Consider the following 19,083-nt stretch of genomic DNA (forward strand, 5'->3'; position numbering starts at 1 on the left):
GATGCATTGTGATTGATGACCAGACTGTGAGCGCTCTCGAGACTGCGGCCGGCTGCGGCACCCGCCTGCGCCAGGCCCGCGAGGCGGCCGGACTGACCCTCGAAGATGTCGGCTCGCGCCTGCGCATGCCGGTCCAGGTGGTCAGGTCGCTGGAAGAAGAACAATGGCAGAAGCTTGGCGCGCCGGTGTTCGTGCGCGGCCAGCTGCGCAGCTACGCGCGGCTTCTGGATGTGGACGTGGGAGAGCTGCTGGAGCAGGCCCAGGTCGGCCCGGTGGTGCCGCCCACCCTGGTCAGCCATACCCATACCCCGCGTGCGCGCCGCATTGCCGAGAATCTCGGCCGTCGCGTGCTGTACGTCGGCATCACCGCGGTGCTGGCAGTGCCGGTGTGGTTCGCCACCCGTGGTCATTTCGATGGCAGTGCGACGCCGTCGCCGAACACCGCCTCGCTGGACGCGATTCCGGCCGCCGTGCCGGTGACCCCCTCTGCCGCCGGCGTCGAGCCGGCCGCGGTGGCGGACGTGGCGAGCGCTCCGGCCAGCAAGCCGGCCGCCACTCCGTACGTGGCCTCGCTGGCCCCGGTGCCGCGTCCAGCCCCGGCACCGGCCGCTGCCGCCAATACGCTGGACATGCAGTTCAGTGGCGACAGCTGGGTCGATATCGGCGGCCCGGACGGCAGCACTGTCGAGAAGGCGCTGATCAAATCCGGCGAGAGCCGCAGCTTCACGCCGGGCCAGGTGACCCGGGTGACCCTGGGCAACGCCTCGGCGGTCCAGGTTCAGCAGAACGGCGCTATCGTCGATCTGACCCCCTACCAGCGAGCCAACGTGGCACGCTTTCAGGTATCCTCTGAAGGCTCCGTAGTCCCGGTTTCGCACTGAGGCGCGGTTTCACCACCTTCGATTAATTCCAATGGTCCCTCCCGATGGGCGGGGCGAGAGTACGCATGGCGATCGACGATCTGCTCGACGAGCACGAACAAAGTGAACGCGTCCGCAGCTGGCTGCGGAAGAATGGCGCCAGCATCCTCGGTGGCGTGGTCATCGCCATCGGTGCCATTGCCGGCTGGCAGTGGTACCAGAAGGATCAGGGCGGCAAGCTGGCCTCGGCCAATGTCGAGTACCAGAAGGCGCTCGTTGGCCTGCAGCAGAACAAGCTCGACGACGCCGCCAAGGCGGTCAAGGCGCTCGAAGCCGGCCCGTCCAGCATCTACGGCGACCTGGCGGCGCTGCAGCTGGCCAAGGCCCAGGTCGACGCGGGCAAGAACGAAGAAGCCCTGGCTACCCTGCGCGGCGTGAAGGTTGAAGGTGACCTGCAGCGCGTGGTCGACCAGCGCGTGGCCCGCCTGCTGGTGGCCACCGGCAAGAGCGACGAGGCGATCAAGCTGCTGGGCAGCGCCACCGACAGCAGCAGCCTGGAAATCCATGGCGATGCGCTGATGGCGCAGGGCAAGCGCGATGAGGCCCGCGCACAGTACGAGAAGGCGCTGAAGACGCTGGACGTGGCAGCGCCGCAGCGGCGCCTGCTGGAAACCAAGGTTATGGACGCCGGCGGCACCGTCGCCGCCCCTGCGGAGTCGGTTTGATGAGTCAGAAGGTCATGATCACCCGCGTCGCCACCGTGCTCCTGATGGGCATGGCCCTGACCGGCTGCAGCACCATGAAGGGCTGGTTCGCCGGCAAGGACGCGGCCGCGAAGAAGGCACAGGAACCGGCTGAGCTGGTCAAGTTCGAGCCGACCCTGAAGGTCAACAAGGCCTGGTCGGTCAACCTCGGCAAGGGTGAGCGCCGCATCGGCGTGCGGCAGGGCCCGGCCGTGGCCAACGGCCACGTGTTCGCTGCGGCGATCACCGGTGGCGTGCACGCCATCGACCTGCAGACCGGCAAGAAGGTCTGGACCTGGGAGCCGCAGAAGGAAAAGAAGAAGGCCAAGCTGCGCCTGTCCGGTGGCCCGGGTGTCGGTGAGAACCTGGTCGTGATCGGCACGCTCGATGGCCAGGTCATCGCGCTGGACATCAACGACGGCAGCGAAAAGTGGCGCGCCCGTGTTCCGGGTGAAGTCATCGCCGCGCCGGCCATCGCCCAGGGCGCGGTCTACGTGCGCAGCAACGACGGCCGTATCACTGCGTTCGATGCCGGCAACGGCACCCAGAAGTGGTTCAACCCGAGCGAGCTGCCGGCGCTGACCGTGCGTGGCAACGCACCGGTGGTGACCGGCCCGGGCGTGCTGTTCATCGGCAAGGACGAGGGCGCGGTTGCCGCCCTGGCCCAGCAGGATGGCCGCACCCTGTGGGAACAGAACGTGGGCAACGGTGAAGGCCGTACCGAGCTGGAGCGCATGGCCGATGTGGACGGCGCGCCGGTGCTGGATGGCAACACCCTGTTCGTGAGCAGCTTCAAGAACCAGACGATGGCCATTGAAGGCCCGACCGGTCGCCCGCTGTGGGCGCGCGACCACGGCGGTGCGGGTGGCGTGGCGGTGTCGTCGGGCAATGTGTTCGTGACCGACAACAAGGGCGGCGTGTTCGGCCTGGACAAGGCCAGCGGCGCAGCCATGTGGTCGCAGACGGCACTGGCCCGTCGCTCGTTGACCGGCCCGGCGCTGCATGGCGACTACGTCGTGGTCGGCGACTACAAGGGATACGTGCACTGGTTGCAGGCCTCCGATGGTGCGATGGCGGCACGGGCAAAGAGTGGCGGTGACGCCCTGCTGGCCCAGCCGGTCGTCGCAGACGGGGTGCTGCTGGTGCAGAACGTGGATGGCAAGCTGACCGCCTTTCGGTTGGCAAATTAATACGGAGTACTCGCGATGCTGCCTTTGGTCGCCCTGGTTGGACGGCCGAATGTCGGCAAGTCGACCATTTTCAATGCGTTGACCCGCACCCGTGACGCCCTGGTCCATGACCAGCCCGGCGTCACCCGTGATCGCAACTACGGCGTCTGCCGCCTCGACGAGGACAATCATTTCCTCGTCGTGGATACCGGCGGTATTGCCGGTGAGGACGAAGGCCTGGCCGGTGCCACCACCCGCCAGGCGCGTGCGGCGGCTGCCGAAGCGGACCTGATCCTGTTCGTCGTCGATGCCCGCGAGGGCACCTCGGCGCTGGACGACGAGATCCTGGCGTGGCTGCGCAAGCTGTCGCGCCCGACGTTGCTGCTGATCAACAAGATCGACGGTACCGACGAGGACAGCGTCCGCTCCGAGTTCGCCCGCTACGGTTTCGGCGAAATGCTGACCGTCTCGGCCGCGCATCGCCAGGGCCTGGACGACCTGCTGGACGAAGTGATCCAGCGCCTGCCGGAAGAAGGTAGCGGCGAAGAGCTGGACAACGATCCGAACCGCATCCGCATCGCCTTCGTCGGCCGCCCGAACGTGGGCAAGTCGACCCTGGTCAACCGCATCCTCGGCGAGGAGCGCATGATCGCCTCCGACGTGCCGGGCACCACCCGCGACTCGATCGCAGTGGACCTGGAGCGCGACGGTCGCGAATACCGCCTGATCGATACCGCCGGCCTGCGCCGTCGCTCGCGCGTGGACGAGGTCGTTGAGAAGTTCTCGGTGGTCAAGACCATGCAGTCGATCGAGCAGTGCCAGGTGGCCGTGCTGATGCTCGACGCCACCGAAGGCGTGACCGACCAGGACGCCACCGTGCTCGGTGCCGTGCTCGACGCCGGCCGCGCGCTGGTGATCGCCATCAACAAGTGGGATGGCCTGACCGAGTACCAGCGCGAACAGGCTGAAACCATGCTGTCGCTCAAGCTGGGCTTCGTGCCCTGGGCCGAATCGGTGCGCATTTCGGCCAAGCACGGCTCGGGCCTGCGCGAGCTGTTCCGTGCGGTGCACCGCGCGCACGAATCGGCCAACAAGACCTTCACCACCAGCGAAGTGAACAAGGCGCTGGAAGTGGCGTACGAGACCAATCCGCCGCCGACCATCCGCGGCCATGTCTCCAAGCTGCGCTACGTGCACCCGGCCGGTTCCAACCCGCCGACCTTCATCGTGCACGGCACCCGCCTGAAGGAACTGCAGGAGTCGTACAAGCGCTACCTGGAGAACTTCTTCCGCAAGCGCTTCAAGCTGATCGGCACGCCAGTGAGCTTCATCTTCCGCGAGGGTACCAACCCGTACGAGGGCAAGAAGAACGTCCTCACCGAGCGGCAGATCAAGTCCAAGCGGCGCTTGATGAAGCACGTCAAGGGCAAGTGATTCACGGTAAGGCGGCCGCAGGGCCGCCTTTTTCGTTGTTGGGAAATGGGATCTGATCCCGGGCGCGGGGCTGGCGCTACCGTAGGCTTGCGGTGGACCTGTAGAGCCGAGCCTGCGCTCGGCTGCTTTTCGCGCATTGCCGCAGGCGCGCTACGCGCGCCAGCCGAGCATGGGCTCGGCTCTACAGATTCTGGTCAACGCGGCCTGCCGCCACGTGCGTGATAATGCCGCCATGAGCATCCAAGAGCTTTCCCCCGCGCAGGCACGTGAGCGCCTGGCCCATGGCGCGGTGCTGATCGATGTGCGCGAGGCGCATGAACGGGCCGGCGGGATGGCCGAGGGCGCGCGCGGCGTGGCCAAGGGCGAGCTGCAGGCCGACCCGGCCGCGCATCTGCCGCGGCGCGACCAGGAGATCCTGCTGATCTGCCAGAGCGGCAAGCGCTCGGCCGATGCCGTGCAGTTCCTGCTGGAGGCCGGCTACACAAACGTCGCTTCCGTGACCGGCGGTACCGTGGCCTGGCGCGAGCAGTCGCTGCCGCTGGTGCAGCCGCTGGCCAGCGCCGCCGACCGTGATTTCTTTGATCGCTATTCGCGGCACCTGCTGCTGCCGCAGGTGGGCGAAGCCGGCCAGCGCCGGCTGCAGCAAGCGCGCGTGCTGGTACTGGGCGCGGGCGGGCTGGGCGCACCGGCTGGTTTCTACCTGGCAGCGGCTGGGGTAGGGCACCTACGCCTCGCCGACCACGACCGCGTGGAGCGCAGCAACCTGCACCGGCAGATCGTGCACACCGAGGCCAGCGTCGGCCAGCTCAAGGTCGATTCGGCGCGCGAGCGGCTGCTGGCGTTGAACCCGTCGATCGACGTCGAGGCCGTTCCCGAGCGGGTCACGTCCGAGAACGTGGATCGACTACTGGAGGGCGTGGACGTGGTGCTGGATGGGTCGGACAACTTCCCGCTGCGCTACCTGCTCAACGACGCCTGCATCAAGCACGCCAAGCCGCTGGTGTATGCCGCCATCGAGCGCTTCGACGGCCAGGTCAGCGTGTTTGATGCCGGTCGCCAGCGTGGCGTGGCACCGTGCTATCGCTGCCTGTTCCCGGAACCGCCGCCGCCGGAGTTCGCGCCGAACTGTTCCGAGGCCGGGGTGCTGGGCGTGCTGCCCGGGTTGGCTGGTGTGCTGCAGGCCACCGAAGTGCTGAAGCTGCTGCTGGGTATTGGCGAGCCGCTGGTGGGGCGGCTGCTGCGCTTCGACGCGTTGGGCATGCGCTTCCGCGAGACCGGTGTCCGGCCGGACCCGCACTGCCCGGTGTGCGCGCCGAGCATGCCGTTCCCGGGGTATATCGATTACGTCGCGTTTTGTCGGGGCGGGTAACCGCGTCGGGGCGTTATCCACGCATGGCGTGGATCTACCGGGGCGCGGCGGCTGTGCGTCATCCACGCATTGCGTGGATCTACTGTAGAGCCGAGCCCATGCTCGGCTGCTTCTGGCCTCGGCACGAAGAGCAGCCGAGCGTGGGCTCGGCTCTACAGCGACTTGCAACGGTTTCGGGATGATGCCGGGGCGGGCGCCCATCATCGTTCCACCTCCAAGACAATCCGGCGCAACATGCGTGCTATTGCCGTCATCGGCATTGCTCTATTGTTGAACCCGATTCTGGATCTCGGGGAACACACCGCATGGCGGTAGAAGCAGCGACCAGCGAGCTGGTCAAGGTCGTGGCCCTGTTGGGCGCGGCGGTGGTGATGGTGCCTTTGTTCCGCCGGGCCGGCCTGGGCTCGGTGCTGGGGTACTTCGCCGCTGGCCTGGCGATCGGACCGTTCGGGCTGGGCTGGTTCTCCGACCCGCAGGCGATCCTGCATACCGCCGAGCTCGGCGTGGTGATGTTCCTGTTCGTGATCGGCCTGGAAATGAGGCCCTCGCACCTGTGGAGCCTGCGCAAGGAGATCTTCGGGCTGGGCACGCTGCAGATCGTCACCTGTGCGCTGGTGCTGACCAGCATCGCCAAGCTGTTCGGCCTCCCCTGGCAGGTGGCCTTCATCGGTGCCACCGGCTTCGTGCTCACCTCCACCGCAGTGGTGATGCAGCTGCTGGCCGAGCGCGGTGACATCGCGCTGCCGTCGGGGCAGAAGATCGTTTCGATCCTGCTCTTCGAAGACCTGCTGATCGTGCCGTTGCTGGCCCTTGTGGCGTGGATGGCGCCGAGCGCGGGCAGTGCCGACGGCGAGGGTTCGCGCTGGCTGTCGGTGGCGATCGGCGTCGGTGCCATCGTCGGCCTGGTGCTGGTCGGCCGCTTCCTGCTCAACCCGTTGTTCCGCGTGCTGGCCGAATCGAAGGCGCGCGAGGTGATGACTGCCGCCGCGCTGCTGGTGGTGCTAGGTGCGGCGCTGCTGATGCAGCTGTCGGGCCTGTCAATGGCGATGGGCGCGTTCCTGGCCGGCGTGCTGCTGAGCGAGTCGACCTTCCGCCATCAGATCGAGGCGGACATCGAGCCGTTCCGCGGCATCCTGCTCGGCCTGTTCTTCCTCAGCGTGGGCATGGCGCTGGACCTGGGCGTGGTGGCTGGCAACTGGCAGCTGATCCTCGGCCTGGTGCTGGCGCTGATGGCAGCCAAGGCGCTGTGCATCTACGTGGTCGCGCGCATCATGGGCAGCGACCACGCGCAGGCGCTGGACCGGGGCGTGCTGATGGCGCAGGGCGGCGAGTTCGCCTTCGTGCTGTTCTCCGCCGCCGCATCGGCCGGCGTGATCAACCTGGAGATCAATGCCAACTTCACCGCCGTGGTGGTGCTGTCGATGGCGCTGACCCCGCTGGTGGTGCTGGTCTACAAGCGCATCGCACCGAAGCCGACGGTGAACATGGACGGCGTGGACGAGGCCGAGGGCCTGTCCGGCAGCGTGCTGCTGATCGGCTTCGGCCGCTTCGGCCAGGTTGCCAGCCAGTCGCTGCTGGCGCGCGATGTGGACGTGACCATCATCGACAACGATGTGGAGATGATCCAGAGCGCCGCGCGGTTCGGTTTCAAGATCTACTACGGCGACGGTACGCGACTGGACGTGCTGCATGCCTCGGGCGCGGCCACCGCGCGTGCGATTGCGGTGTGCGTGGACAAGGCCGAGGCGGCTGATCGCATTGTTGAGCTGGTGTCGCACGAGTTCCCGCAGGCCAAGCTGATGGTGCGCTCGTTCGACCGCGAGCATTCGCTGCGGTTGATCCATGCCGGTGTTGATTTCCAGATCCGCGAGACGTTTGAATCGGCGGTGCTGTTCGGCCAGGCCGCGCTGGTGGAACTGGGTGCGGATGAAGACGATGCGGTGGAGATTGCCGAGCAGATCCGTCGCCGCGATGCCGAGCGCTTCGAGCTGGAGATTGCCGGTGGTGGCTTGAATGCCGGCGCCAAGATGGTGTTCGGCAACTCCGGCCAGGGCGTGCCGACGCCGACGCCGTTCACCGCGCCGAAGCGCGAGAGCAAGACGCTGAACCCGCAGGACGTGCCGGAGGAGGAAGAGTAGAGCCGAGCCCATGCTCGGCTTGCTCTTCGGTCAGGTTGCGATAAAGCCGCGCTGCGCGCGTGAGCCGAGCGTAGGCTCGGCTCTACAAGGGCGGGCCGGTCGGCTGTAGAGCCGAGCCCATGCTCGGCTCTACAAGGGCGGGTGGGTCGGTGCCGTGGCGGTGGGCGAGGGGGCCTGAATCGGGGACAATAGCGTCCCCGCCGCCCCACGCCTGCCTCCGATGACCGATTCCGCCCCCCAGCATCCTGCCCGCATCCTTGATGGCCGCCGTATCGCCGAGGACCTGCTCGACAGCCTGAAGGTGCGCGTCGACGCCCGCGTGGCCGCCGGTGGCAGCCGTCCGGGCCTGGCCGTGGTGCTCGTCGGTGGCGACCCGGCCTCGACCGTGTATGTGCGCAACAAGCGCCGTGCCGCCGAGAAGGTCGGCATCGAGGCGCATGACTACGATCTGCCGGCCGGGACCACCGAAGCCGAGCTGCTCGAGCTGATCGACCAGCTCAACGCCGATCCGAAGATCAACGGCATCCTGATCCAGCTGCCGCTGCCGGGCATCCCCGACGCGCGCCGGCTGATCCAGCGCATCGACCCGCGCAAGGACGTGGACGGCTTCCACCCGGAAAACGTCGGCCACCTGGCCCTGCGCGAGTTCGGCCTGCGCCCGTGCACCCCGCGCGGCATCACCACGCTGCTGGGCCACACCGACCAGCCGGTGCGCGGCCGCAACGCCACCATCGTGGGCGTGAGCAACCACGTCGGCCGCCCGATGGGCCTGGAGCTGCTGATCGCCGGCTGCACCGTGACCAGCTGCCACAAGTTCACCCCCAAGGACGTGCTGGAACAGGCCGTGCGCAACGCCGACATCCTGGTGGTGGCGGTCGGTCGCCCGGGCATCGTGCCGGGCGAGTGGGTGAAGCCGGGCGCGGTGGTGATCGACGTCGGTATCAACCGGCTGGACGACGGCCGGCTGGTGGGCGATGTCGGGTTTGAAGCGGCTGCCCAGCGGGCCAGCTGGATCACCCCGGTGCCGGGCGGCGTGGGACCGATGACCGTGGCCACGTTGATGCAGAACACCCTGGAAGCCGCGGAAGCGCTGAGCTGACCCCAATTGGGGCTATCTGCTGTTGGTGGGTGCCGACCGTTGGTCGGCACAATGCTGGGGCACAGGTGTCTGAAGGGTAGTGCGGACCAACGGTCCGCACCTACCAAAGATGCCCCAGGGCTGGCCCAGGTGATCCTCTCAAGGTCAAGGTGGGTGCCGACCGTTGGTCGGCACAATGCCGGTGCACAGGTGTATGAAGGTAGTGCGGACCAACGGTCCGCACCCACCGAGGCAGGTTTCACCGCCCCCTGAACCAATCGCCGCCCGCGCGACACTGCGTCGCATCTACCCCCTGCCACGCGGCGCGAAAACAGGGTAAAATGTCGCGCTTCCCCACATCTCGGGTATGCCGATGCTGCGCATCCAGGCTGAAGCACTCACTTACGACGACGTCTCGCTCGTCCCCGCCCACTCGACCATCCTGCCCAAGGACGTCAACCTCGAAACGCGGTTGACCCGAGACCTGAAGCTGAAGCTTCCGATCCTGTCCGCCGCGATGGATACCGTCACCGAAGCCCGCCTGGCCATCGCCATGGCCCAGCTCGGCGGCATGGGCATCATCCACAAGAATCTCAGCCTGGAACAGCAGGCCGCGGAAGTGGCCAAGGTCAAGAAGTTCGAGGCCGGTGTCATCCGCGACCCGATCACCGTCGGCCCGGAAACCACCATCCGCGACGTGCTGGCCCTGACCCAGGCGCACAACATCTCCGGCGTGCCGGTGGTGGGCAGCGACGGCCAGCTGGCCGGCATCGTGACCCACCGCGATATGCGCTTTGAAACCGAGCTGGACGATCCGGTCCGCCACATCATGACCAAGAAGGATCGCCTGATCACGGTCAAGGAAGGCGCCGCCTCTGACGAAGTGCTGCAGCTGCTGCACCGCAACCGCATCGAGAAGGTGCTGGTGGTCAATGACTCGTTCGAACTGCGTGGCCTGATCACCGTCAAGGACATCCAGAAGAACACCGACTTCCCGAACGCTGCCAAGGATCTGTCGACCCGCCTGCTGGTCGGCGCTGCCGTCGGCGTGGGTGGCGATACCGATCGCCGCGTGGAAGCGCTGGTCGCCGCCGGCGTGGACGTGATCGTGGTCGATACCGCGCACGGCCACTCGCAGGGCGTGCTGGACCGCGTCAGCTGGGTGAAGAAGAACTTCCCGAACGTGCAGGTCATCGGTGGCAACATCTGCACCGGCGAAGCCGCACTGGCGCTGCTGGACAGCGGCGCGGACGCAGTGAAGGTCGGCATCGGCCCGGGCTCGATCTGCACCACCCGCGTCGTCGCCGGCGTCGGCGTGCCGCAGGTCACCGCCATTGATCTGGTGGCCGAAGCCCTGCAGGACCGCATCCCGCTGATCGCCGACGGTGGCATCCGCTACTCGGGCGACATCGGCAAGGCGCTGGCCGCCGGTGCCTCGACCATCATGGTCGGTGGCCTGCTGGCCGGTACCGAGGAATCGCCGGGCGAGACCGAGCTGTACCAGGGCCGTTCGTACAAGAGCTACCGCGGCATGGGTTCGCTGGCTGCCATGGAGAAGGGGTCGAAGGACCGCTACTTCCAGGACGCCGCCACCGCCGACAAGCTGGTGCCGGAAGGCATCGAAGGCCGCGTGCCGTACCGCGGCCCGGTGGGCGGCATCATCCACCAGCTGATGGGCGGCCTGCGCGCCACCATGGGCTACGTGGGCTGCGCCACCATCGACGAGATGCGCAGCAAGCCCAAGTTCGTGAAGATCAGCGGCGCCGGCCAGCGTGAGAGCCACGTCCACGACGTGACCATCACCAAAGAGCCGCCGAACTACCGCGCCTGACGCGGGCCGAGCAAAGAGGAACGGGGAAGCACTTCCCGTTCCTCTTTCTCCATCTGCCGCCGTAAATCTGATTTCGTTTTCCCTACTGCATTGCCGGGGCGCCATGACCAACATCCATAACGACAAGATCCTCATCCTCGATTTCGGCGCACAGTACACGCAGCTGATCGCCCGCCGCATCCGCGAGCTGGGCGTCTACTGCGAAATCTGGGCGTGGGACCACAACCCGGCCGAGATCGCGGCGTTTGGCGCCAAGGGCATCATCCTGTCCGGTGGCCCGGAATCGACCACGCTGCCGGGTGCCCCGGCCGCGCCGCAGGAAGTGTTCGACAGCGGCCTGCCGATCTTCGGCATCTGCTACGGCATGCAGACCCTGGCCGCGCAGCTGGGCGGTGCCACCGAAGCCGCTGACCAGCGCGAGTTCGGCCACGCCGAAGTGAACGTGATCAACCCGGATGCGCTGTTCAAGGGCCTGAGCGACCACGGCGGAGAGCCGAAGCTGAATGTCTGGATGAGCCACGGCGACCACGTCTCCGTTGCGCCGCCGGGCTTCACCATCACCGCCACCACCGACCGCATTCCGGTGGCCGCCATGGCCAACGAAGAAAAGCGCTGGTACGGCGTGCAGTTCCACCCGGAAGTGACCCACACCCTGCAGGGCCAGGCGCTGCTGCGCCGCTTCGTGGTGGATGTGTGCGGCTGCCAGACCCTGTGGACCGCCGCCAACATCATCGACGACCAGATCGCCCGTGTGCGCGAACAGGTGGGCGATGACGAAGTGATCCTGGGCCTGTCCGGTGGCGTCGATTCGTCCGTTGTGGCCGCGCTGCTGCACAAGGCCATCGGCGAGAAGCTGACCTGTGTGTTCGTGGATACCGGCCTGCTGCGCTGGCAGGAAGGCGACCAGGTGATGGCGATGTTCGCCGAGCACATGGGCGTGAAGGTGGTGCGCGTGAACGCCGCCGACCGTTACTTCAAGGCGCTGGAAGGCGTGAGCGACCCGGAAGCCAAGCGCAAGATCATCGGCAACCTGTTCGTTGAGATCTTCGACGAAGAGTCGAACAAGCTGAAGAACGCGAAGTGGCTGGCGCAGGGCACCATCTACCCGGACGTGATCGAGTCGGCCGGCAGCAAGACCGGCAAGGCGCATGTGATCAAGAGCCACCACAACGTGGGCGGCCTGCCGGAGCACATGAAGCTGGGCCTGGTGGAGCCGCTGCGCGAGCTGTTCAAGGACGAAGTGCGCCGCCTGGGCGTCGAGCTGGGCCTGCCTCGCACCATGGTCTACCGCCATCCGTTCCCGGGCCCGGGCCTGGGCGTGCGTATCCTGGGCGAAGTGAAGCGCGAGTACGCCGAGCTGCTGGCCAAGGCCGATGCCATCTTCATTGATGAGCTGCGCAAGGCGGATCTGTACGACAAGACCAGCCAGGCGTTTGCCGTGTTCCTGCCGGTGAAGTCGGTGGGCGTGGTGGGCGACGCGCGTGCTTATGAGTGGGTGATTGCGCTGCGGGCCGTGGAGACGATCGACTTCATGACGGCCCATTGGGCGCATCTGCCGTATGAGTTCCTGGGGACGGTGAGCAATCGGATCATCAATGAGTTGCGGGGGGTTTCAAGGGTTGTTTACGACATCTCGGGGAAGCCGCCGGCTACTATTGAGTGGGAGTGATCGGTTTTCCGAAGCAGTTTGCTTCTTATCTGTTCTAGTCGAATACGTGTCAGGGCCCGCAAACTTGCGGGCCTTGTGCTATGTGGAGGCTGCACTCCCTAGCATGTAATCAGAGGCAGGTGGAGGCATGCTTTTGCAACGCCTTCGATTGCCGCAGCTTGCAGAAGCTGTTGAAGCCGCGCCTCACATGCTACCTTCGCTGAGCCATGATGAGATGACATCGGAAGCGAAGGGGGGGGCACATGGAGCTAAGTGAGCTAAAGAGGCGGCTTCAGCAGCTTCTTGGCGATGGGTTAGTAATGGTTGTTGGCTCGGGCCTGTCTTGTGCAGAAGGGGTGCCGGGAATGGGGGGGCTTGGCGAGCATCTCGTTATGAGTATTCCGGCTGCTCTCTCACCCGAAGATCTAGATCTATGGGGCCAGATTCAACCCCTCATAGAAAAAGAGGGGCTAGAAGCAGCGTTGCTAAAATATGCTCCCACGCCATCCCTCGAGGCGGCGATTGTCCAGAGTACGGGCAATTTCATTGCGCTCGCCGAGGAGAGGATAGTGGCTGAAGTATTTAGCAAATCAAAAGTACTAAGGTTGACTAAATTGATCCCGCATCTCTTGAATCCTGATGCCGGAATTCCAATTGTCACGACGAACTACGATCGGTTGGTGGAACTTGCTTGCGAAGAGGCTGGTTTGGGCGTGGATACCATGTTCATAGGGCATGTTGCCGCGCGCCTTGATCCTCAAAGCAGCATTTGGAGTTTTTGTAGAAACGTTAAGCTTATTGGTAGAAGCGTAAAGTACAAATTTGCTCCTAAGGTTAATGTTTTTAAGCCTCATGGGAGCCTTGATTGGTACCATCGTGAGGGGCGTCCAGTTCGGTTTTCTGGTGTTTTGCCATTGCCGCGCCTAATAATTACGCCCGGGTTAAATAAATTCAGGAGCGGCTATGAAAGCCCGTTTGATAAGCATCGCGAAAAAGCAAACGAAGCTATCGACAATGCACGAACCTTCCTGATTGTTGGCTATGGATTCAATGATGATCATTTGGAGACGCATCTCACGCCTCGAATAAAGTCTGGCGTAAAGACTCTGGTGCTTACGCATGGGCTTTCCGCCAAGGCGCGAGAAATCGCTCTAAAAAATCGAAACGTTGTTGCAGCTGAATTTCACAGGGAAGGTGATGATGTCGGGACGCGCTTTATAGTTGATGGCGTGGAGGAATTTATGCCCGGCGTGAGCTACTGGGACCTCGGCGAATTTGTGGAAGGAGTTCTATAGCATGAAGAAGTCTGCTCTGGATTTTTCGGAAGTCGATCAAATTGGACGTGTGGCTGGTGTAGATACCAGTAGGATTGCAATCGATGTTACTAATTCTCAAATGCTAACGCGCGTGGGAATTGGTCAGCTCATTGCAATTAAAGGAGCGACGCAGTCAGAATATCTAATCGCAATGGCGGATCGAGTTACTCGCTCGCTTCGGGAGGATCTTCCGGATCCATCCGAAGGTGAGTTCGGGCAGCTGACAGTGTCGCCAGCCGATTACATGCAGGCCTTTGTTATTGGCACCTACAGGACGGTTGATGGTGATAGGTCTGATACATTCAAGCGTGGGGCGGATAGTTTCCCTCAAATTGACAGAGACTGTTTCGTTGTAGAGGGTGGCAATCTCCAGCGGTTCATGGGGATTCTGGGGGCGGGGTTGTCAGATGATGAGAGACTTAAGCTTGGTGTATTCGTTGCAGATCGTAGTGCAGAAGCGATCGCTAGTGGCGACAAGTTCTTTCAACGCCATGCTGCGATTCTTGGTAGTACCGGATCAGGAAAAAGCTGGGCTGTAGCTCTAATTCTTGAGCGCGCAGCAAAGCTGAAATTTCCTAACATTGTCGTGTTTGACATGCATGGCGAATATGCCCCGTTGGCAGATAAGGCGGGCGGCGGATTTGCTCAGCGATATCGAATTGCGGGCCCTGCTGACCTGTCATCCCCCAAGGATGATGCTCTGTTCTTGCCGTATTGGCTCTTGAATCGCGATGAAATGCTATCGATGATCGTTGATCGGAGCGATCAGAATGCTCCCAATCAAGCATCACGCTTTACGCTCCACGTTAGAGAGTTGAAGGGCGAAACGCTCGATGCGTCGGGGAAAACTAAAGTCAAAGAAACGTTCACAGTGGATTCGCCGATTCCTTATGCGATGTCTGATTTGGTAAATCGGCTTAAGGCTGATAACACGGCCAAAGGGGTGGGGGCTCGGGGGGCTCCGGTCAAGGGTGATTGGGAGGATAAGCTAACAAGATTTATTTCTCGATTGGAGTCAAAGCTTGAGGATCGTCGCTACGGCTTCATGTTTGCGCCCCCTGTTGAGGCGCAAGATTATGATTGGCTCGCGAGGCAGGTGGTCAGGTTGCTACGTTCTGATTCGGGAAATGGTATAAAGATAATTGACTTCTCTGAAGTTCCGCCCGACGTACTTCCTGTTGTTACCGGTACGCTTGCGCGTTTGCTTTACGATGTGCAGTTTTGGATGAGTTCCGGGGCGCGCACTCCGGTTACATTGCTCTGTGATGAGGCACATCTCTATCTGCCGGTGAGAGACGATGCTGATGCAGTGCAGCGTCAAGCATTGTGGTCGTTCGAGCGTATTGCGAAGGAAGGGCGGAAGTACGGCTTCTCGTTGTTGGTTGTTAGCCAGCGGCCATCTGATGTGAGTCGAACGATACTTTCTCAGTGCAATAATTTCTTGGCTCTTAGATTGACAAATGAGAGTGATCAAAATGTAATCAAGCGGCTTATGCCGGATTCCCTAGTTGGACTAACTGCGATGCTCCCGCTTTTGGATATTGGCGAGGCGCTGCTGCTAGGGGATGCAGTTCTTCTTCCAACACGCATACGGCTTGATAAGCCCCACGTGAAGCCAGACAGCGCGACTCGGGAGTTCTGGAAGGAATGGGGGGCGAATATGCCTGATGTCGAGCTGTTGGCGGATGCGGTTGAATCGTTGCGCAGCCAGATGCGAAAAGGGTGACTGAGTTGCAAAGTCCGGTCACGCACGAGTGCCTGGAGATCGTTGGATCATTGCTTGCGCGCAGACGATGTGGCCGAAGCGGTGGTGCGGCTGGGCACTCAACAGGGCGGTCCCCATGCATCAAGTTGGACAACGGCGTGAGCTTGCCGGCAAGGTCATGGAGTGTGGCGGCGCTTCTATAACGAGAAGCTCCCTCATAATGCACCGGCATGGAAAATTCCTACGGAATTTTCACGAGAATACGGGTCCCAAGCAAATTTCCTGATGCCAAAAGAGAGTGGAGTCTCTCCCGGCTGATGGCCCTGCTATTGGGCGGTCTCAATCTGTAAATTGCAAAACGCGCATGGACAAAATCAAGAATTCTTGTGGTGCTGCATCAATTATCGGAATCAAGGGTCTTTCCCAAGGAGCCGACATCGGGGTATTTTTTAGACGCTTCAATGAGAGTGAACTGAGTAGAGATTTTTTAGTCTACCGCCTCTCCTTGGATGCCCTGGGTGAAAGCATTAGGGATCATATCGTGGAGCACGGCATGTCCTCCCTCTTCCATGGTCACATTACCGCGATGCGTTGACGCATCCTGGCTTCACGTTCGACCAGATTGAAGACATTGTTATCGGGGTCATGGCTAAGTTGGATGGTGTTGAGCACCTGCTCATTGTTGACGGATACTTTTACGATGAAAAGCCAGAGGCACTGAGGCTTCTTGAGAAAATTGTCAGATGTCTAGGCAGCAGGTTGCAGCGAGTTACACTTATAACTCATGGCAAGAGGCTTGCCGCTAGACCCATGATGCATCGGATCTTCCGCTCAGTAGCGCCCTCCCTGCGGATCGATGACGTCATCAGCGAAGATTTCCATGATCGCTACTGGATAGACGTGGGCCGAACGAAAGGTGTGATCGTCGGAACTTCGCTTAATGGCATTGGGAAAAAAGTGGCAATGATTGATCGCGCTAGCTTTGCTGATACCCGCGATGTAATTGCGCTTGCGTTCGGGCATCTCCACTAACCAATTTGATTTTTGTATGCATCCAGGATTTTCATCAATCACCTAGGTCTTGCCCACAGCCACCCTGTGATATGAATGTCAGGTTCTGGACGAACGCACATGCGCCGGGGCCAGACAACGTGACTAATAATGCTAGAGCTCGCTATCGACGCAAAGCGGATATTGGTGCGGCCGCCGGGCCAAGCGTTGGGGTCGGCTATTTGCTGGCTCGTGCGCCGGGCCTAGCCGTCCTAAGATCGATTCGTATCAAAGGTGAACTTGGTTGATTCAGCGCGGCGTTGGGATTATCAACCTGCAGATTCTTAACTATCCCTCCCTCGCCTGCCAGATTGCCGAGACGACGTTTTTCCTGAAGGCGTCGAGATCCCCGGCGAGCTTGACCCGTGGTAGGAAGGCGACCATCAGCGAAGCGAATGCTACCACCAGTGCAAGCACCGTCAGCCATTCCATACGGCGTTGGGCCTTGATGCTCTCGCGAACGCTGAGGACTGCAGATACTTGCTCGAAATGCTCACGTATCGAAACCTCCTCCTCGGTTAGCCGATTCGCCAGGTAATTGACTCCGCCTCGAATTTCCTCAGTCAATTCTCGCGGCTTGTCACCATCCCTCCAGCCTGGTGTGGTGAATGATGGGCAATTGTGATTGTACCAACCCACATCCTTGGACTTCCGAGCAAGGTCCCTTGCGATTGCAGGTGATCCCAGTGTTCGATCAAAGAATTGGCTGATCTCGTGCAGCGAGCGCTTGACGCTACGTCGACCTGATCGTGCCTTCTTTAAATTCTCGCGAGTAACGTTGATGTCGCGCAATTGCTCCTTCAGATATTCTAGCGTCGATGCATGGATGAGAAATCCCTGAAGTTCCTCGTGGCACATATAGAGAACGGCATTCATGGTCTTGCCGCCGTAGAACTTCACCCTCTCCTCCGGGAAGGCCGCGAAATCCAAGGCAGTCAGGATATGCAATCCTTCCTCTTCCGCCCTGAATCCTCCCATCGATAATTGAAGCCCAGGCAAGTCCTTGTAGGCCCATGTTTCATGCCGAGAAACATTGGCCAATGCCCAGCGCCAGCTAAGAAATTCGTTGTTTGGCGAATGCTCTGGTTCTTGGAAAATTGAGCCGTTCTGGGACGTCAGCAATTCCATTGTTGGAAACCTCTCGCGGCGATTCAGTCCGCTGAAGAAGCCTGGAATGTGCTGGCCAAACCAGTTCCCGACCATGCGGCGAAGGTCTCTCCGGGCTAGCTCGATGGCTTCGCGCTTCTGGTTCTCTGGGCCTATGGATTCGATTGATCGGCGGGACCGAAAGCTGCGCCGGCGGTAGGTCGTGCGGTCCCGGTTGAGCTCTGTCGCATAGCGCTGAGCCAAGGACTCATCCAGCTCGAATCCCACGAGCATCGCAGTGAGGGACGAGGTGATCTGATGGACACGAACCGTCAACGATTCCACACCCGGCGGCAGCGTTGCGAAGTTGTGGATCAATGAGGCGTTGCCGCGACGCTCTTTTCCTAGCACCAACCCCACGTTCAACCAGGCTTCTGCGCCAAAGGACCGCCTCTCGCGGACCCACCTCAGCACGCTGTCCTTCTCGTTCCAGGCACCCACGCCTTTCCAGCCAAGCTTTTCCAGTCCGCTATACAGGCCCTCTACTTCCGCCGATCCATAGAGTTCGACGCCCCAGATCATGTTTACCCGGAGATCCAGCTCGAGTGGCACGCGGATGCGTTCGTTTTCCTTCCGGTCGCGCTCGCGTTCGTAGTCACGATCCGACCGATATGGACCCGGGATCAGATTGGGCAGGAGCCAGTAGGCTTGCCAGTGCAGTTTTCGCAACCACTTCCGCTTGGGGGAATCCTTGGATGAGGGAAGCCCCGGCGGATTATTCGTAGGGTCGTTCTTGGATAGGAGATTAGGTTGTTCGGATTCTGTCGGGGTGGCCATGTTCGACGGACTAGTTCGGGCGAAAGAGGGGGAACTACCTTGACACGATGCCCTGTCAGTATCCGAGACGCCGTTGGAGCAGGCAAGCTGGAGCTATTTGGCTATCGCCCCCAGCTGCACCGTACCCAGAGTTTCCCGGAACCCTGCATCAATGGCGGGAATCGGAGATTGGACCTGGCGGCGTCTGCAACGAAACTGAGAAAATCTTAATGGAGACCATATTGCGGTGGCCTGCCGATGTTTGGAGTTCAGTGCTAACCCCGCTGAGCAGTTAGGTCTTGGAGGACCGCTTTTGGCCGGAAGCAGGCCTTTGTTGATACCTCGCTGGAACAAATCTTCTGCTCATTTGGTCGTTTGGACTCAGTTACTCCGGCCTGATTTCCCGGCAAGCCCACTCGCACAACCCACGGCATGCCAGAAACAACCCATCAACCACCCCCTCATCCAAGTGCCGCTCGGGCTCCGCTGCCACCCGGCAGCGGTCTGCCGAGTGCAGCACCTCCAGCACCGTCAGCAACCCCACCATCGCGCGCTCGCTCCTGGCCAGGCTCACGCGGCGGCCGGGTGACACGTCGTTTTCCGGCCAAGGATGCCCATCTGCACCCTCACACCCACGCATGCGCTTGAGGATGCCTAGCAGGGAGTTCAGGTCGGGCAGGGGAGTGTCGTCGTTGATGGGCTCAACAACGGTGTACGAGGAGAAGGTGTCGGATTCGTTCATGGCGTCGGCTTCCGTGGCTGTGCTTAACAGCGCCACCGTGAAGAGGTGGCGGACGATGCATGGCTGCAAACCGGGATGATGTAGCGTCATAGAACCGG

15 protein-coding genes are annotated in these 19,083 nt (G+C 62.1%); 12 read left to right on the forward strand and 3 right to left on the reverse strand.

Features of this window, described 5'->3' with window-relative positions; all coding sequences use genetic code 11:
- Positions 1-8 precede the first annotated feature (8 nt).
- From AC5P6A_RS07485 to AC5P6A_RS07540, 12 genes are all read left to right on the forward strand, one after another.
- Positions 9-881: a RodZ domain-containing protein gene (locus AC5P6A_RS07485; protein WP_021202918.1), complete on the forward strand. Its 873-nt coding sequence runs from the start codon at positions 9-11 to the stop codon at positions 879-881.
- A gap of 65 nt (positions 882-946) precedes the next feature.
- Positions 947-1,585: a YfgM family protein gene (locus tag AC5P6A_RS07490; RefSeq protein WP_019661310.1), complete on the forward strand. Its 639-nt coding sequence runs from the start codon at positions 947-949 to the stop codon at positions 1,583-1,585.
- Positions 1,585-2,793, forward strand: coding sequence for an outer membrane protein assembly factor BamB (gene bamB / locus AC5P6A_RS07495; RefSeq protein WP_019661311.1), 1,209 nt, complete (start codon positions 1,585-1,587; stop codon positions 2,791-2,793). The genes AC5P6A_RS07490 and bamB overlap by 1 nt, the downstream gene beginning before the upstream one ends.
- 15 nt (positions 2,794-2,808) lie before the next feature.
- The gene (der, locus tag AC5P6A_RS07500) at positions 2,809-4,206 is read left to right on the forward strand and encodes a ribosome biogenesis GTPase Der (protein WP_019661312.1); all 1,398 of its coding nucleotides are present in this window, start codon (positions 2,809-2,811) and stop codon (positions 4,204-4,206) included.
- A 232-nt stretch (positions 4,207-4,438) separates the two neighbouring features.
- Positions 4,439-5,575 (forward strand): molybdopterin-synthase adenylyltransferase MoeB, encoded by a 1,137-nt coding sequence (gene moeB / locus AC5P6A_RS07505; protein ID WP_346714732.1) that lies wholly within the window; start codon positions 4,439-4,441, stop codon positions 5,573-5,575.
- 305 nt (positions 5,576-5,880) lie between these two features.
- Positions 5,881-7,713, forward strand: a complete 1,833-nt coding sequence (locus tag AC5P6A_RS07510) for a monovalent cation:proton antiporter-2 (CPA2) family protein (RefSeq protein WP_346714733.1) — start codon at positions 5,881-5,883, stop codon at positions 7,711-7,713.
- Between the two features lie 220 nt (positions 7,714-7,933).
- A complete protein-coding gene (gene folD / locus AC5P6A_RS07515; protein WP_069117134.1) occupies positions 7,934-8,812 on the forward strand; it encodes a bifunctional methylenetetrahydrofolate dehydrogenase/methenyltetrahydrofolate cyclohydrolase FolD in 879 nt (292 codons plus the stop codon).
- Positions 8,813-9,164: 352 nt separating this feature from the next.
- Complete coding sequence (gene guaB / locus AC5P6A_RS07520) at positions 9,165-10,622, forward strand: IMP dehydrogenase (RefSeq protein ID WP_032958143.1); 1,458 nt, start codon at positions 9,165-9,167, stop codon at positions 10,620-10,622.
- A 103-nt stretch (positions 10,623-10,725) separates the two neighbouring features.
- The gene (gene guaA / locus AC5P6A_RS07525) at positions 10,726-12,291 is read left to right on the forward strand and encodes a glutamine-hydrolyzing GMP synthase (RefSeq protein ID WP_142234605.1); all 1,566 of its coding nucleotides are present in this window, start codon (positions 10,726-10,728) and stop codon (positions 12,289-12,291) included.
- 242 nt (positions 12,292-12,533) lie between these two features.
- Positions 12,534-13,565 (forward strand): SIR2 family protein, encoded by a 1,032-nt coding sequence (locus AC5P6A_RS07530; RefSeq protein ID WP_346714734.1) that lies wholly within the window; start codon positions 12,534-12,536, stop codon positions 13,563-13,565.
- A 1-nt stretch (position 13,566) separates the two neighbouring features.
- The gene (locus AC5P6A_RS07535) at positions 13,567-15,312 is read left to right on the forward strand and encodes an ATP-binding protein (RefSeq protein WP_495222269.1); all 1,746 of its coding nucleotides are present in this window, start codon (positions 13,567-13,569) and stop codon (positions 15,310-15,312) included.
- Between the two features lie 343 nt (positions 15,313-15,655).
- Positions 15,656-15,886, forward strand: a complete 231-nt coding sequence (locus AC5P6A_RS07540; RefSeq protein WP_346714736.1) for a hypothetical protein — start codon at positions 15,656-15,658, stop codon at positions 15,884-15,886.
- Between the two features lie 236 nt (positions 15,887-16,122).
- Here the strand turns inward: AC5P6A_RS07540 and AC5P6A_RS07545 are convergent, their stop codons facing one another.
- The 3 genes from AC5P6A_RS07545 to AC5P6A_RS07555 all read right to left on the reverse strand — a co-directional run bounded on the left by AC5P6A_RS07545 (position 16,123) and on the right by AC5P6A_RS07555 (position 18,985).
- A complete protein-coding gene (locus AC5P6A_RS07545; RefSeq protein ID WP_346714737.1) occupies positions 16,123-16,314 on the reverse strand; it encodes a hypothetical protein in 192 nt (63 codons plus the stop codon).
- A 315-nt stretch (positions 16,315-16,629) separates the two neighbouring features.
- Entirely contained in the window at positions 16,630-18,264 is a 1,635-nt protein-coding gene (locus AC5P6A_RS07550) for a hypothetical protein (RefSeq protein WP_346714738.1), read from the reverse strand.
- Between the two features lie 364 nt (positions 18,265-18,628).
- A complete protein-coding gene (locus AC5P6A_RS07555; protein WP_346714739.1) occupies positions 18,629-18,985 on the reverse strand; it encodes a hypothetical protein in 357 nt (118 codons plus the stop codon).
- Positions 18,986-19,083: the final 98 nt, after the last annotated feature.

It is taken from the genome of Stenotrophomonas sp. YJH_SMC_20, assembly GCF_059367845.1.